Below are 15,415 nucleotides of genomic sequence, written 5' to 3' on the forward strand. Positions count from 1 at the left end.
TGTTGGGTGCAAGGTAGTGGCATGCATCGTTTATGATAAGTACAGATAAGAGAGGGTAAGCTACGAGAGACAAACTAGTAGCTTGCAAAGCCGTTTTTGCCGGAAGCAAAAACACGAGGAGGAGCAGCGATGAAACCGCTAACAGAAGGTGCCCTTAAAGCAGGGACCGCAAACAAAAAGAACCGGTTTTGGTTCAAAGTTTTTCAGCAGCGTTACTTGTATATGATGTCATTGCCATTCGTTATCTGGATATTCATATTCAGCTATGTACCTGTATGGGGCTGGTTAACCGCCTTTCAAAACTTCAAGCCAAAAAATTCGATTTTGGACCAGAAGTGGGTAGGGCTCGATAATTTCATAGAGTTGTTCCAGGACGAGCGATTTTATATCGTTTTGCGCAACACGCTTGCCATGAGTACGATGGGACTGATCGTCGGCTTCACGGTTCCTGTCATTTTCGCGCTATTATTAAATGAAATGAGAGGGCAGTTCTTCAAACGTTCCGTTCAAACCATTTCGTATTTGCCTCACTTTGTATCTTGGGTAGTCGTTGCCGGATTGGTGACGAAGATGCTTTCGACAGACGGCGGCGCAGTCAACCAATTGCTTATGTACTTAAATATTATCGATTCGCCAATTCAGTTTATGGCTAAGGGCGAATGGTTCTGGGGCATCGTAACCTTATCGGATCTGTGGAAGGAAATGGGCTGGAACTCCATTATCTTCTTAGCGGCTATGGCTGGTATCGATCCCGAGTTATATGAAGCTTCGACGGTAGATGGCGCAGGCCGTTTCCGCAAAATGTGGCACATCACGATGCCGGGCATACGGACAACCTTTATGGTCCTGTTCATTTTATCCATTGGTCATTTAGTAAGCATTGGCTTTGAAAAACAATTTTTGCTGGGCAATCCTCTCGTATCCGATTTTTCAGAGGTTCTCGATCTGTATGCGCTGAAGTACGGAATTCAAATGAGCCGGTATTCGTATGGTACGGCAATCGGTATATTCAACTCCGTCGTCAGCATCCTGCTCGTGTTTACCGCGAACGGAATCTACAAACGAGTCACCAAAGAATCAATCATATAGGAGGCAGGGCATATGCAAGGTACGGCTAGAAGAGCTACTGGCGATAAAGTATTCGACACATTCATTTATTTATTCATGGCAATTATTGCTATTGTAACGTTATATCCATTCCTTAACGTACTTGCGATTTCGTTTAACGATTCAGTGGACACCGTCAGAGGCGGGTTGACCATATATCCTCGGGAATTTACCTTGAAAAACTACGAGACGATTTTTGGCTTCGACGGCTTGCTGGTCGGCTTTAAAAACTCTGTCATTCGTACGGTAGTAGGTACTGCAATCGGTGTTCTATCGGCTTCCATGATGGCTTACACGTTAAGCCGTCCCGACTTTCAGGCAAGAAGATGGATGTCAGTCGTATTCGCACTGACGATGTATTTCACTGGCGGCCTGATTCCTGGCTTCCTGCTTATGAAAAACCTTGGATTGATCGGAACATTCTCGGTTTACATCATTCCGGCTATTTTGAGCGTTTGGAACGTGTTCGTAGTCCGCTCCTACATTGACGGACTGCCGTACGCGCTTCAAGAATCAGCAAAAATCGACGGAGCGAATGATTGGACGATATTTTGGAAGGTTATCCTTCCCCTCTGCCAGCCCGTGCTTGCGACAATCGCTTTGTTCATTGCGGTAGGCCACTGGAATTCCTGGTTTGACACTTACCTGTTCAACAACAGGAGTCCCGAAAATACGACATTGCAGTACGAGCTGATGAAGGTGCTGCTGTCTACGCAAACGGGAAGCAATTACCGTGACCCGAATGCGCAGCAAGCGATCGCATCGGTTTCACCTGAATCCATTAAGATGGCGATTACGATTGTTGTTACCGTACCTATCCTATTGGTGTATCCTTTCCTTCAGAAGTATTTCGTGAAGGGTATGACGCTTGGAGCAGTAAAAAGCTAATTTTGGTAGTAGCAGGTTTCCTGTTATATACATGATCATCAACGTGCACAAGAAAAAAGGGAGGCTTTCCAGCGATGAAAAGAAAGATGCAAACGGCATTAAGCTTGATGTTAGCACTTGTATTTGTATTCGTAACAGCTTGCGGCAATTCGAATAATGAAAGCGGCACGGGCAGCGGAACGACGAATGAAGCAACGAATTCGACGAACGAAGGCGCAGCGGCTGAACCGATCACCATTCGCGTAGCATCAGGAGACAATAACGCGAACTGGGATGACATGCAATCCGACGTAGGTAAAGCGATTCAAGAAAAAACAGGTATTACGATTAAACAGGAATTTCCTGTTGGCGGCACCGATTCCGATATGTTCGCCCTAATGGTAGCAAGCGACGACTATCCGGACCTTGTTATGCCTAAAGGCAGCGCAGGCAAATTGGTTGATGCTGGCGCAATGATCGACCTTCGTCCTTTGATCGAAGAGCACGCTCCGAACTTGAAGAAGATTTATGGCGAATATTTCAACCGCCTTCGCTGGAGCGAGGATGACGATGCGATTTATATGCTTCCACAAGACGGCGTAGGACAAACGTACTTTGAAGCGGGCGGCGGCTTCCAACTGCAGCATCAAGTGCTTGAAGCAGCCGGTTATCCTGAAATCAAAACCGTACAAGATTACGAAGCGGCAATCAAAGCTTATATCGAGAAAAACCCTAAAACGGCAGACGGCCAGCCGACAATCGGCATGTCGCTTAACGGCGGCGAATGGCAAATCTTGATTTCCGTGACGAACCCTGCTTTCTACGCAACAGGGGCGCCGGATGACGGCGAGTTCTACGTTAACCAAGAAACGCATGAAGCGATCATGCACTATCAACGCCCGGAAGAAAGAGAATATTTCCGTTGGCTCAACCACATGAACGATATCGGCTTGCTTGACAAAGAAAGCTTCGTTCAAAAGTACGACCAATACAAAGCTAAAGTGGCATCTGGTCGGGTTCTGGGCTTAATCGACCAAAACTGGGATTACGCCGATGCGGAAAACGCATTGAAAGCAGAAGGCAAATTCAATGCGACTTACGCTCGTTTCCCTGTTACGTTGAATGACACGTTCCAAGATCACTCATTTCAAGGCACGGGATACCTTTCCGGCTACGGAATAGGGATCACGAAGAATGCCAAAGATCCTGTTCGTCTAATCAAATTCCTTGATTACCTGGCTTCCGATGAAGGCCAAGTACTTGTTAACTGGGGGATTGAAGGCAAGCACTACAACATTGAAGGCGGCAAACGCGTTATTCCTGCCGACGTCCAAGCTCAGAAGTCGAACGACAACAATACATTTAAGAAAACGACAGGTATCGGCAACTACTTGCTGTCGGCTCGTTATGGCGACGGCGTGAAGGATCCATCCGGCAACTATTACACGACGACGTTCCCTGAGCAAATTCAAACGGCGTACTCGGAGCAAGACAAGAAGACGCTTGCGAAATACAACGCAAAAACTTACAGAGATTTGTGGCCTGCTGACGATGCATTCCCAGAGCGCAAATACGGCGCAGCTTGGACGCTTCCGTTCGAAACAGGCTCGCAAGCGAACGTTATTTTCCAAAAAACGCAAGACATTATGAAAAAACGCATTCCTGAAGCGATTCTTGCTAAACCGGCTGACTTTGATAAAATCTATGATGCTTTCCTCAAGGATCTTGAGGATGCAGGCGTAGCTAAATTGAACGCTGAATTTACAAAAATGGTACAAGATCGCGTGGCGCTTTGGTCGAAATAAGTTTAAAATAGGCAGCGATGAAGAGGGCTCATACTATGAGCTCTCTTCCCTCGTTGTCATCAGGTGAAAATCGAAGGGAGAACAGTAAAAATTATGATCAATTCTAAACTTCCAAAAATTTGGTACGGCGGCGACTATAACCCAGAGCAGTGGGACGATGAGACAATGAAAGAAGATATTCGCATGTTCAAGCTTGCGGACATTGATGTTGCGACGGTAAATGTGTTTTCATGGGCCCGCATACAGCCAAACGAAGATACGTATGACTTTGAAGAGTTGGACAACATAATAAATAAATTGCATCAGGACAAAATTTCGGTTTGCTTAGCTACAAGTACAGGCGCCCATCCGGCATGGATGGCCAAAAGATATCCGGATGTAACCCGCGTCGATTATGAGGGCCGCAAGCGTAAATTTGGCGGTCGCCACAATTCTTGCCCAAGCAGTCCGGCATACCGCAAATATTCGAAGCTGATCGCCGGCAAATTGGCTGAGCGTTATAAGGATCACCCAGCGCTTGTTGCTTGGCATATTTCCAATGAATATGGCGGCTACTGTTATTGCGACAACTGTGCCGACGCCTTTCAGGCGTGGCTGCAACAACGCTACGGCACGATTGAGCAACTAAATAAAGCATGGTATACGAGCTTCTGGGGCCATACGTTTTATGACTGGGATGAAATTGTCCCTCCGAATGCGCTTAGCGAGGAATGGGGCGGCAATCGTACCAACTTCCAAAGCATTTCGCTTGATTACCGCAGATTTCAATCGGATGCGTTGCTGGATTGCTATTTGATTGAACATGATGAAATCCGCAAGCATTCGCCTAACATACAAATTACGACTAACCTAATGGGGACATACCCGGAGCTTGATTATTTTAAATGGGCCAAGCATATGGACGTGGTGTCATGGGACAACTATCCTTCGATTGATACTCCGGTCAGCTATACCGCGATGACACATGCCTTGATGCGCGGCTTGAAGAGCGGCCAGCCCTTCATGCTAATGGAGCAAACGCCAAGCCAGCAAAACTGGCAAGCCTATAACGCGCTGAAGCGTCCAGGCGTCATGCGGCTGTGGAGCTATCAAGCGGTGGCGCACGGCGCCGATACGGTTATGTTCTTCCAGCTGCGCCGCTCGATCGGAGCATGCGAGAAGTACCATGGCGCGGTTATTGAGCATGTAGGCCACGAGCATACGCGCGTTTTCAGCGAATGCGCGGAGCTTGGTCATGAGCTTACCAAGCTGTCGGATAAGCTGCTTGATTCGCGTATTGATGCGAGAGCTGCAATTGTATTTGATTGGGAAAACCGCTGGGCAGTAGAACTGTCGAGCGGCCCAAGCATAGCGCTCAAATATGTGGACGAGGTTCATAAATATTACGACGCGCTGTTTGAACTGAACGTTCAAACCGATATGATCAGCGTGGAAGAAAGTCTTGAGAAGTATGATCTCGTTATAGCTCCGGTTATGTACATGATCAAACCGGGCTTTGCCGAGAAGGTTGAAGCCTTTGTCGCGCGCGGCGGAACGTTCATCACCACCTTCTTCAGCGGCATCGTTAACGAAAGTGATCTTGTCACGACGGGCGGTTACCCAGGCAAGCTTCGCAAAGTGCTCGGCATTTGGGCGGAGGAAATCGATGCCTTGCTGCCTGGCCAGCAAAATCAAATGGTGATGAGAAAAGCAGACGGCGCGTTAAGCGGAACCTACACGTGCAGCCTGCTTTGCGATCTCATTCATTCAGAAGGCGCTGAGGTTGTCGCGGAGTACGGCTCTGATTTCTACAAAGGGATGCCTGCTGTAACGGTCAATAAATTCGGCGAAGGAGAAGCATGGTATATCGCTTCCAGCCCTGACCAGCATTTCCTTCAATCGCTTCTAACGAACATTTGCAAGGAAAAAGGGATCGAGCCGCTGTTGGATGCTCCTGCAGGAGTCGAGGTAACCCGCCGGAACAAGGACGGCCAATCGTTTACCTTTATTTTGAACCATAATTCAGAAGCTGCCGAACTGCAGCTTGGCGCACGGCCTCGCAATGAGCTCTTGACCGGCGAGCTTGTAAGCGGGACTTACAGCTTGGCAGCGAAAGGCGTCATGATTGTTGAAGAGTAAATGCAAAGCATTTGCCCACCTTAATCGCACGGGATAGGCTCCTTCACTAGGTGTTTGGCATATACTGTAGATAAATGCCCGGTATGAGGGGAGCAGCGCTTGTGTCCACGAAGCGGCAGCAACGCTATTTAATGAGCATACTTGTGCTTATATTGTACGTTTTACTTGTCCTTTTATTGTTTGCGATATGTTTTTGAATGAAGGATTGCCCGCGACTAGATCATTAGTCCGGGCAATCCTTTTTTTTGCTGGAATATTGCTTCCTGCTATTACAAATAATGAACGAGAAGAAAGCATAACGGTTACGGAGCTTCGAGTTCGCGCATAGGGAGAAGCCGTAGCGGAATAGGAGGATGCTGCAGTGGCTGTAAAAAGCAAAAGCAAAAACAATTATAAAAAAATGTCGATGTCGCCAAAGGAATATCAATCCTTCGCCAAAACGATGGAGCCTCCACGGTCGATTCTCGGGAATTGCTTGAAGGCGTTTGTTTTTGGCGGTGCGATATGCGTGGTGGGACAATGTATTCAAGAGCTTTTTGTACACGGAATGGGAATGACCGAGGAAGCGGCAAGCAACCCGACGGTTGCAACGCTTATTCTGATCTCTGTTATTTTAACGAGCTTAGGCGTGTATGACAAAATCGCGCAATGGGCCGGTGCCGGCTCCGCCGTTCCTGTAACAGGATTTGCGAATTCCATGTGCTCGGCTGCCCTAGAGCATCGCAGCGAAGGCCTTGTGCTTGGCGTTGGCGGCAATATGTTCAAGCTGGCAGGCTCCGTTATTGTTTACGGTACGGTGGCGGCTTTCTTCGTCGGTATTGCCCATCTCATACTTGGCACTGGGGGTCAATAATATGCTGCGCGGGAAACAGACATGGTGGTTCGAGAAACGCCCGGTAATTATTGGCGAAGCGACAGTAGTCGGTCCTGACGAGGGTGAAGGGCCGCTGGCAGCTGACTTTGATCTTGTCCATCCCGAGCTTGATATGCAGCAGAAGAGCTGGGAGAAGGCGGAGCGGCTCCTGCTTGAGCAAGCATCTGAATTCGCCATACAAAATGCCGGCATCGAGCGTGACCAGCTTCAATTTTATTTTGGCGGCGACTTAATGAATCAGATTATTAGCAGCAGCTTTGCCGCCCGGTCGCTCGGCGTTCCTTATATCGGTTTGTTCGGTGCATGCTCCACTTCCATGGAGTCGCTGGCGCTCGCTTCGTTTGTGGTCAATTCAGGCGGAGGAAGCCATGTGCTAGCCGGAACATGCAGCCACAACTGTACGGCTGAGAAGCAGTTCCGCTATCCGACGGAATATGGCTCTCAGAAGCCGCCGACTGCGCAATATACGGTAACAGGCGCGGGCGCAGCGATCATAGCCGATAAAGGCGATGGGCCGGTCGTGGAGTGCGCTACGATCGGGAAGGTCATCGATTTGGGCATCACCGATCCCTTTAATATGGGAGCGGCAATGGCGCCGGCAGCGGTCGATACGATCCAAGCCCATTTTAACGATACGGGACGGCAGCCAAAAGATTATGACTTAATCGTAACGGGCGATTTAGCCGGTGTGGGGCATCCGATCGCGAAGAAGCTGCTGATCCAAAATGGCGTGCCGATGGACGATACGGTATTCGGCGATTGTGGCCTTATGGTATATGACGTTGAGAAGCAGAAGGTTCAAGCGGGCGGCAGCGGCTGCGGTTGTTCCGCGGTTGTCACATACGGTCATTTGCTTAAGCGGATCAAGAAAGGCGAATTGAAACGAATATTGGTCGTTGCTACCGGCGCATTGTTATCTCCGCTCTCCTTCCAGCAAGGCGAGAGTATTCCATGCATTGCGCATGCGGTGGCAATAAGTGCAAAAGGGGGGTAAGACGGCATGATTTTTTTGTGGGCGTTTCTGGTTGGCGGAGGGATCTGCGTAATCGGTCAGCTGATGTTTGATGTTCTCAAGCTGACGCCGGCGCATACGATGTCGACGTTAGTCGTCATTGGGGCTATCGTAGACGGCTTCGATTTATATGAGCCATTGGTCAAGTTCGCTGGAGCGGGAGCTACCGTACCGATTACAAGCTTCGGTAATGCGCTCGTTCACGGAGCCTTAACCGAACTGCATGATCAAGGCTGGATCGGGGTAATATCCGGTATTTTCAAAGTAACAAGCGCCGGCATATCGGCGGCCATCATTTTCTCCTTTCTGGCTGCCCTCGTGGTCAGGCCTAAAGGATAGCCATTGCTATATTTTCAAATTGGAGGATCCTGTAGGATCTTCCAATTTTTTTTGTAGCGAAAAAGTTTGTGCACACCAAAGGAAGTACTGTAAAATAGTAGTATTGAGTATGAACTTAGGCGTTATTTTGGGAGGTTATGAAATGGATATTCGTCCTGCAGACATGCAATTATGCGCTACTATTCTTCGAAACTTAGAATCTTGTATCCTTGGCAAACAGGAAGAGATCCAAAGATTGCTCATCGCCGTTATTGCAGGCGGACACGTGTTATTAGAGGATGTGCCGGGCACAGGCAAGACACAATTAGTGAAAGCGCTGGCAAAATCAATCGGCGGCCAATTCCGCCGCATTCAATGCAATCCGGACTTGCTTCCTACCGATATTACTGGCGTTTCCATCTATCATCCCAAGCAAGAAACCTTTTTATTTCGTCCAGGTCCAGTGATGGCTAATATATTGCTCGCCGATGAGATCAACCGTGCGACTACGAAGACGCAGTCCGCTTTGCTTGAGGCGATGGAGGAAGGGCATGTGACGGTTGACGGAGATACGTACGAGCTGCCGCGCCCGTTCGTTCTGCTTGCTACACAAAACCCGATTGAGTTCGAAGGCACGTATACGCTTCCTGAGGCGCAGCTTGACCGATTCATGATGAAGCTGTCACTCGGTTATCCGAGCGAATCCGATGAGCAGCAAATGGTGTTATCTAATGAAGGAATACATCCGTCCGATCGAATTGAGGCGATGATCAACATCAATGATATGATCCATATACAGGATCAAGTGCAGCAGGTTCATATCGATGAGGCTGTCGGAAAATATTTGGTAGGCCTAATAAGAGGAACTAGAGAGCATGGCAGCGTCATGCTTGGTGCTAGCCCCCGAGCGGCACTGGCGCTGGCGCGTGCCGCTAAAGCGAGCGCTTACATCCAGCAGCGTCAATTCGTGACTCCTGACGATGTAAAGGAGCTTGCTCCATACGTATTGTCGCATAGACTGCTACTACGAACGGAAGCTAGAATGAACGGGCTGAAAGCGGAGGATATCATCTCGCAGGTGATTCAGTCCACGAAAGTGCCGGTTCGGCTAGAGCGTTAGTCCGATGACAGCGGTTAAATCTACGAAGCTGCGGTGGCAGCTTGTCGCTATTATTTATTTGACCAGTCTTTTTTATTTTTTATTCCAAGGCGGCAAAACCGCGATCATGCTCTTTATGATTTTAAATTTACTGCTCATCTACTTGGTGCTTGGCAGATGGAGCGGCATTAATAAAGTATCGGGCAGCAGAAGCTATACAGCACCGGGCTCGTCCGCCCTTGACCAATCATTATCTGCCGGGAGCTCGCTCGATGTGAATCTGCATGTGAAGATTCCAGGCTTTTATCCGCTTCCTTATGTCATCGTAAGAGATCAGCTGCAGCGTCATAACGGGCAGCGGCTTGCGTTCGAGACCTCCTTTGTTCCGAATTGGAAGCGCGCAGGCCAGGTTGCCTATCAGACGCCGCCCTTGCAGCGCGGGGAGTACCGGTTCACGCATACGCAATGCTTGTCTTATGATGTATTCGGTTTGTTTGAGCATTCGGGCCGGTTTGGAACCGAAACGGTATTTAACGTGTTGCCGCAGACCGTTCCGCTTAGACAGTGGAATGGGATCCAACGAGGCATACGCGGTCCTTATTCCCATGCCATCGCCTCTCGTTCCGCGAAGGAGACGACGCAAATTAACGGTGTCCGCGAATATTTGTACGGCGACCGCTTATCGCGCGTTCATTGGAATGCGACGGCAAAGACCGGCGAGTGGAAGTCAAAAGCATTTGAGCGCGAATCGCTCCCGCGTACGGTTGTCATTCTCGATCGCCATCCTGATGCCTATGGCGGCGAGCTCGCGACGCGTTTTGAGCTTGCCGTGTCTGCGGCAGCCTCGCTGCTCGAAAATGGCTTGAAGGACGATACCGCGATGGGCTTGCTATCGATAGGCGAGACGATGACGATGATTCCGCCCAAAGCAGGCCTCGATCAACGGAATTTGCTTATGAAGCACTTAACCTTCGTTGATGCGGATGCAGCTCGGCCGCTTTATGCGTCGCTTGCGCGTGCGGATTCCATCCTTGAGTCCGGAAGCTTCGCCGTCGTCGTTACACCTGACGTTGGCGCCGATATCATTCGGAGCATGGAATGGCTTTCCCGGAAAGGCATTACGCCTTGCATGCTTCATATCTCCTCCTCGGTTGATCGGTTAAGCCATAATACTTCTTGGAAGCTTATGATGCGTGAACGCGGATGGCCGGTATTTGAAATTCGTCAGCTGCAGGAGCTCCCAGCCGCTCTGGAAGGGAGTGGAATTGCATGAGGCAAGTATTAAAATCGATCGGCAGCTATATTACGGCTGACTGGTATGAGAAGCTGAGATTTATTTTTATCGCTATTATCCTGACGAATACGATTTCTATATTTGAGGGCTATTGGTGGGACGAGACATACGAAATCGCATATTATACGTTATTTGCAGCTGCCGCCATCGATGTGCTGCTGCCGCTTCGTTTCCGATATTTGAACCTAGTTCTTAAAATATGCACAGCCATTTTTATTACAACCCAATTAGCCAGAATGGATTGGCTTGTTGCGAGCCCGCAGCGCTGGGATGAATGGATCTGGTGGCTGCAAGCGCATGTCGTACAGCTGAACCCTTATATTTGGATAAGCGCCGCGCTGCTTTTGCTGCATATTTTGTTTGGCATTTGGACGACCACACGGATTCGGATGTTCGGGTTTGTTGGGGTAAGCATACTGGTTCTGACCATAGCGGATTCCTTTACGCCAATCTGGCTATGGGATGAGGTAGGGATGGTCGTATTCATTGGGCTGCTATGGCTTGTGGCAAGCCATATGTCGAGGCTGAAGCGGGAGCATCCGAACAGCTGGAAGGAGCTTATTGAATATCCGCTTCAATTAATATTGCCAATTGCGCTCGTACTATCAGTGCTTATGATTGTCGGACTGAACATGCCGTCATTATCTCCGATTTTGCAGGATCCATATACGATCTGGAAGGAATCGAAGGGCGAGAAGGTAGAAGTATTTCTTGGCGATAAAGGGGCAGATTCGGTCACTCCCGGAAGTACGGCAAGCGCGAGCTCCGGCTACAGCAGAAATGATCAAAAACTCGGCGGAGGATTCGAGTACGATTATTCACCGATGATGACGGTTACCACATCGCATCGCAGCTACTGGCGCGGGGAGTCGAAAAACTTCTATACAGGGGAAGGCTGGGTAAACGCGGAAGTTGGGCAATCAGAAAGAGGCGTTACCGGCGTGCAGAAGGGGCAAGTGCTTTCCTCGTTAGACGAGCCACCCGTGGCGGGAACGTTAGAAATCAATCAAATCGTTACGATGATTCGCAAGGATACGTATCCGGTGTTGTTCGCTGCCGCACCGCTTACGAAGGTGAACTGGATCAACGATGACCAGAAGGAAATTCCGACTGGCTATATTTGGGTGCCTGATACCAATGAGCTGAGGCTGCTGAATTGGTCAATGAAAAACCGTATCTATCCGAAAACCTACTCGGTCACCTCCTCCGTGCCTGTTCTGGACGAGGAACTGCTCAAAAAAGCTAAAGCTGGATGGACGAATAAAGCTGAAGCGGCAAGCAATCGTTATTATTTGCAAGTGCCGGATACGCTGCCAGATCGCGTAAAGCAGTTAGCGATGGACGTAACTGCTGAGGCAACCAATGATTACGATAAGGCCAAGTTGCTGGAAACTTATTTAAGGCTCAATTATAACTACAACAATAAGCCGGATGAAACGAAGCTTACAGGCTCCACATCAGACTTTGTTGACCAGTTCTTGTTTGAGCTAAAGGAAGGTTATTGCGATTATTTCTCCACTTCGATGGCGGTAATGGCGCGAAGCCTTGGTCTCCCTACTAGATGGGTTAAAGGTTTCGCTCCCGGCGCGCTTCCGGCAAGCGACTTCGGTCCACCTACCGAATTCAGGGAGGATGTTAATCCTAGCGGAGCCGGCACCTATATGGTACGCAATTCCGACGCCCATTCTTGGGTAGAAATCTACTTTGAAGGCTTCGGATGGATTCCCTTTGAAGCGACGGCTGGCTTCTCATTCCCTTATTCGTTCGCAGAAGAAGAGAAGGAAGTTTTGCCTGAGATTGATACGGATACGGAAGCTTCGACTGAATCGGTCCAATCGGCAAGTAAATCGAATGCGCGAATTTGGACATGGAGCGCAGTAGCGCTGCTTGCTGTAGTTGCAGCGGTTTGGCTGTTCGTCAGGCGCACCAAAGTTATTGTTTTCTTCCGCAAGCTCCGTCATGGCAGTTACACCTCCAATGACCGAATTGTACTGGAGACGCAGAAGCTGCTTCGCGTTTGCAAGAAACGCGGCATGGAGCGCGAGGATCATGAAACGCTGCGGGAGGCCGTTATGCGCTGGTCGCAAAGCCAGAAGCGGCTGCGCGATGACTTTAAAACGGTGCTAGACCGTTTTGAACAAGCCAAGTATAGCCCGATCATGGCAACGAACGAGGAAGCTGATCGTTTTGTACTGAAGGTGAAATCATTAATTGATCAGCTCAGGTAACATTATTCGCCATAATTTGAACAAATACCGCGCGCCAGTGAAATTGGCAGCGGTATTTTTTTGCAACAAATTTGGTTTGTATGGTATAGTTTCGTAAGATAGCAGGCAGAAAGCAGAGGGATCTCCAATATGTTTGAACGGCTGTTGCCGCATATGCGCGTTAATACAGTGTATGAAATTAACTTAGATGAGCTGCATGCAAGAGGCGTTCGCGGCATCATTACGGATCTGGATAATACGCTCGTCGGTGCGAAGGAGGCGCTAGCAACGCCTGAGCTTGTGCAGTGGCTTGATTACGTGCGCTCACGGGGCTTTCAGGTCGTTATCGTCTCTAATAATAATGAAACACGTGTCGGTAAATTTGCTTCGCCGCTGAATATTCCATATATTCATGCCGCGCGCAAGCCAGCAGGGAAATCGTTCCGGAGAGCGCTTGGCGTACTTGGGCTGGCTGCTGAGCATGCGGTCGTTATCGGCGACCAAATGCTGACGGACGTGCTTGGCGGCAATCGAATGGGACTGTACACCATTCTTGTAACGCCGATTGCTCCCTTAGACGAAGGGATCATGACACGAGTGAATCGCCGGATTGAACGGTTTGCATTAGTGCGTTTGAGGAAAAAAGGGTTATGGTATGAGGGGGAAACAAAGTAATGGAACAACAACTAAGTCAGACATCTGGCTCATGTGCGGGCTGCGGCGTGGCGCTGCAGACAAAAAGTGTTGAATTGCCAGGATACTTGCCGGAAGCGGCTAATGGACGCGATCCGGTTATTTGCCAGAGATGCTTCCGTATTCGCAATTATAATGAAGCGTCATCCGTTGCGGTTGATCAGGATGACTTCTTAAAATTGCTTGGCAGCATTGGAAATACGGACAGCCTTGTCGTGCATATTGTCGATTTGTACGATTTTGAAGGAAGCTTGATCTCAGGCTTGCAGCGCTTTGTCGGCAACAATCCGGTGCTGCTTGTCGTGAACAAAATTGATCTGCTGCCGAAAGCGATGAATGTGAATCGCCTTCGGAACTGGGTACAGAAGCAAGCGAAGGAAGAAGGGCTGCGGACGGTCGATGTCGTCCTTTGCAGTGCGAAGCGCAATATGGGCTTTGAGCGTGTCATTGAAGCGCTTGAGCAATATCGTAACGGCCGCGATGTTTATGTGGTCGGCGCAACGAATGTCGGCAAGTCCACGTTAATTAACCGACTCATTCGCGATTACAGCGATATGGAACGTGAACTTACGACGTCCCGCTACCCGGGAACGACGCTGGATGCTGTTCATATTCCGCTGGAGGATGGCAAAGCCATTATCGATACGCCGGGCATCGTCTATTCATCGCGTATGACGGAAGTTGTGCCGCGCAGCTTTCTTGGCTCTCTATTGCCGGACAAGCCGATTAAGCCGCTTGTCTATCAATTAAACTCGGGCCAGACGCTGTTCATTGGCAGCCTAGTGCGTTTCGATTTCGTCGAAGGCGACCGCCAATCGTTTACGTTCTACGTATCGAATGCGCTTAACATGCACCGTACGAAGCTGGAGCGCGCCGATGAGCTTTATTCGGATCACCGAGGCCAATTGCTTGGCGGACCTAGCCTCGAGGAGCTCGAGACGATTCCGGCATGGACAAGGCATTCGCTTCGCGTGAAGCGCGGCTTGAACAAGGATGTATTTATTTCCGGTCTTGGCTGGATTCAAGTGAACGGTACCGGCGGAGCGGTTATTGATATTTATGCGCCGAAGGGCGTTAAAGTTATGCTTCGCGACTCGATGATCTAAAGACATGGCCTTGGAAGGGGAATTCACTGTGACGAATATGAGCGCAGGAAACCGGATTGATAGCAATACCGTTTTGTATGGGGTAATCGGCGATCCGATTCGGCATTCAAAATCACCGATCATGATGAACCGTGCCTTTCGGGAAACGGGAATTAATGGCGTTTATAACGCTTTTCACGTGACGAGCGATCGTATACAGGATTTTGCAGCAGGCGTGAGGGCGATGGGCATTCGCGGCGTTAATGTCACGATCCCTCACAAGCTGGACATCATGTCCGTATTGGATGAGATTGACGCTGGAGCACGGGCGATTGGCGCAGTCAATACGATCGTAAATGAAGCAGGACGGCTTATCGGTTATAATACGGATGGAATCGGGTACGTGCGCTCTCTTAAGGAAGAAGCGGAGAGCGACCTTGCCGGCAAGCGTATCGTCGTAATTGGAGCAGGCGGAGCAGCACGCGGAATTGTGTATGCCTTGACGGGCGAGCAGCCTTCTCGAATCACGATCGCTAATCGTTCTGTAGATCGCGCGCGCGAGCTGGCAGCGTTGTTTCAAGACCAATCGGAAATCGAGGCGATCTCGAATGAAGAGCTGCAAGCCGCTTGCGGGCAAGCGGATATCATCATAAACACGACATCCGTAGGGATGTTCCCGAAAACGGATGAGTCTCCGATTGATGCAAGCTGGCTGAAGCCGGGTGCGGTTGCAAGCGATTTAATATACAATCCTTTAAAAACAACCTTTTTACAGCAAGCTGAGCTGCGGGGCTGCCGTATTCACGGCGGTTTAGGGATGTTCATTTATCAAGGCGCATATGCCTTCGAATATTGGACGGGCCAGCCTGCCCCGGTCGCAGCGATGCGGGAAACCGTACTGGCTGCATTGCAAAGCTCATAAGACATTCATAATGG

General features: G+C 49.5%; 13 protein-coding genes. All 13 read left to right on the top strand.

Annotated elements, in window-relative coordinates; translation table 11 throughout:
• Positions 1-129 precede the first annotated feature (129 nt).
• Positions 130-1,089 (top strand): ABC transporter permease, encoded by a 960-nt coding sequence (locus tag ADU23_RS20155; RefSeq protein WP_053375373.1) that lies wholly within the window; start codon positions 130-132, stop codon positions 1,087-1,089.
• A gap of 12 nt (positions 1,090-1,101) precedes the next feature.
• Positions 1,102-1,995, top strand: a complete 894-nt coding sequence (locus ADU23_RS20160) for a carbohydrate ABC transporter permease (RefSeq protein WP_053375374.1) — start codon at positions 1,102-1,104, stop codon at positions 1,993-1,995.
• Between the two features lie 74 nt (positions 1,996-2,069).
• The gene (locus ADU23_RS20165) at positions 2,070-3,779 is read left to right on the top strand and encodes an ABC transporter substrate-binding protein (RefSeq protein ID WP_053375375.1); all 1,710 of its coding nucleotides are present in this window, start codon (positions 2,070-2,072) and stop codon (positions 3,777-3,779) included.
• A 93-nt stretch (positions 3,780-3,872) separates the two neighbouring features.
• Entirely contained in the window at positions 3,873-5,897 is a 2,025-nt protein-coding gene (locus ADU23_RS20170) for a beta-galactosidase (RefSeq protein ID WP_053375376.1), read from the top strand.
• 400 nt (positions 5,898-6,297) lie between these two features.
• Positions 6,298-6,750 (top strand): stage V sporulation protein AC, encoded by a 453-nt coding sequence (gene spoVAC / locus ADU23_RS20175; RefSeq protein ID WP_053377740.1) that lies wholly within the window; start codon positions 6,298-6,300, stop codon positions 6,748-6,750.
• Between the two features lies 1 nt (position 6,751).
• On the top strand, positions 6,752-7,765 hold the full coding sequence (gene spoVAD, locus ADU23_RS20180) for a stage V sporulation protein AD (protein ID WP_053375377.1): 1,014 nt from the start codon (positions 6,752-6,754) through the stop codon (positions 7,763-7,765).
• A 6-nt stretch (positions 7,766-7,771) separates the two neighbouring features.
• The gene (gene spoVAE, locus ADU23_RS20185) at positions 7,772-8,122 is read left to right on the top strand and encodes a stage V sporulation protein AE (protein ID WP_053375378.1); all 351 of its coding nucleotides are present in this window, start codon (positions 7,772-7,774) and stop codon (positions 8,120-8,122) included.
• 142 nt (positions 8,123-8,264) lie between these two features.
• Positions 8,265-9,221, top strand: a complete 957-nt coding sequence (locus tag ADU23_RS20190) for an AAA family ATPase (protein WP_053375379.1) — start codon at positions 8,265-8,267, stop codon at positions 9,219-9,221.
• A 4-nt stretch (positions 9,222-9,225) separates the two neighbouring features.
• Complete coding sequence (locus ADU23_RS20195; RefSeq protein WP_053375380.1) at positions 9,226-10,473, top strand: DUF58 domain-containing protein; 1,248 nt, start codon at positions 9,226-9,228, stop codon at positions 10,471-10,473.
• Positions 10,470-12,722 (top strand): transglutaminase TgpA family protein, encoded by a 2,253-nt coding sequence (locus ADU23_RS20200; RefSeq protein WP_053375381.1) that lies wholly within the window; start codon positions 10,470-10,472, stop codon positions 12,720-12,722. The genes ADU23_RS20195 and ADU23_RS20200 overlap by 4 nt, the downstream gene beginning before the upstream one ends.
• Positions 12,723-12,851: 129 nt before the next feature.
• Positions 12,852-13,376 (top strand): YqeG family HAD IIIA-type phosphatase, encoded by a 525-nt coding sequence (locus ADU23_RS20205; RefSeq protein ID WP_053375382.1) that lies wholly within the window; start codon positions 12,852-12,854, stop codon positions 13,374-13,376.
• Positions 13,376-14,500, top strand: coding sequence for a ribosome biogenesis GTPase YqeH (gene yqeH / locus ADU23_RS20210; RefSeq protein ID WP_053375383.1), 1,125 nt, complete (start codon positions 13,376-13,378; stop codon positions 14,498-14,500). Before ADU23_RS20205 ends, yqeH begins: the two co-directional genes overlap by 1 nt.
• Positions 14,501-14,537: 37 nt before the next feature.
• Positions 14,538-15,401 carry a shikimate dehydrogenase gene (gene aroE, locus ADU23_RS20215; protein ID WP_053377741.1) on the top strand — a complete coding sequence of 288 codons (864 nt, stop codon included), beginning with the start codon at positions 14,538-14,540 and terminating at the stop codon, positions 15,399-15,401.
• Positions 15,402-15,415: the final 14 nt, after the last annotated feature.

The sequence above is a fragment of the Paenibacillus sp. FJAT-27812 genome, from assembly GCF_001273905.1.
GTDB lineage: Bacteria > Bacillota > Bacilli > Paenibacillales > Paenibacillaceae > Pristimantibacillus.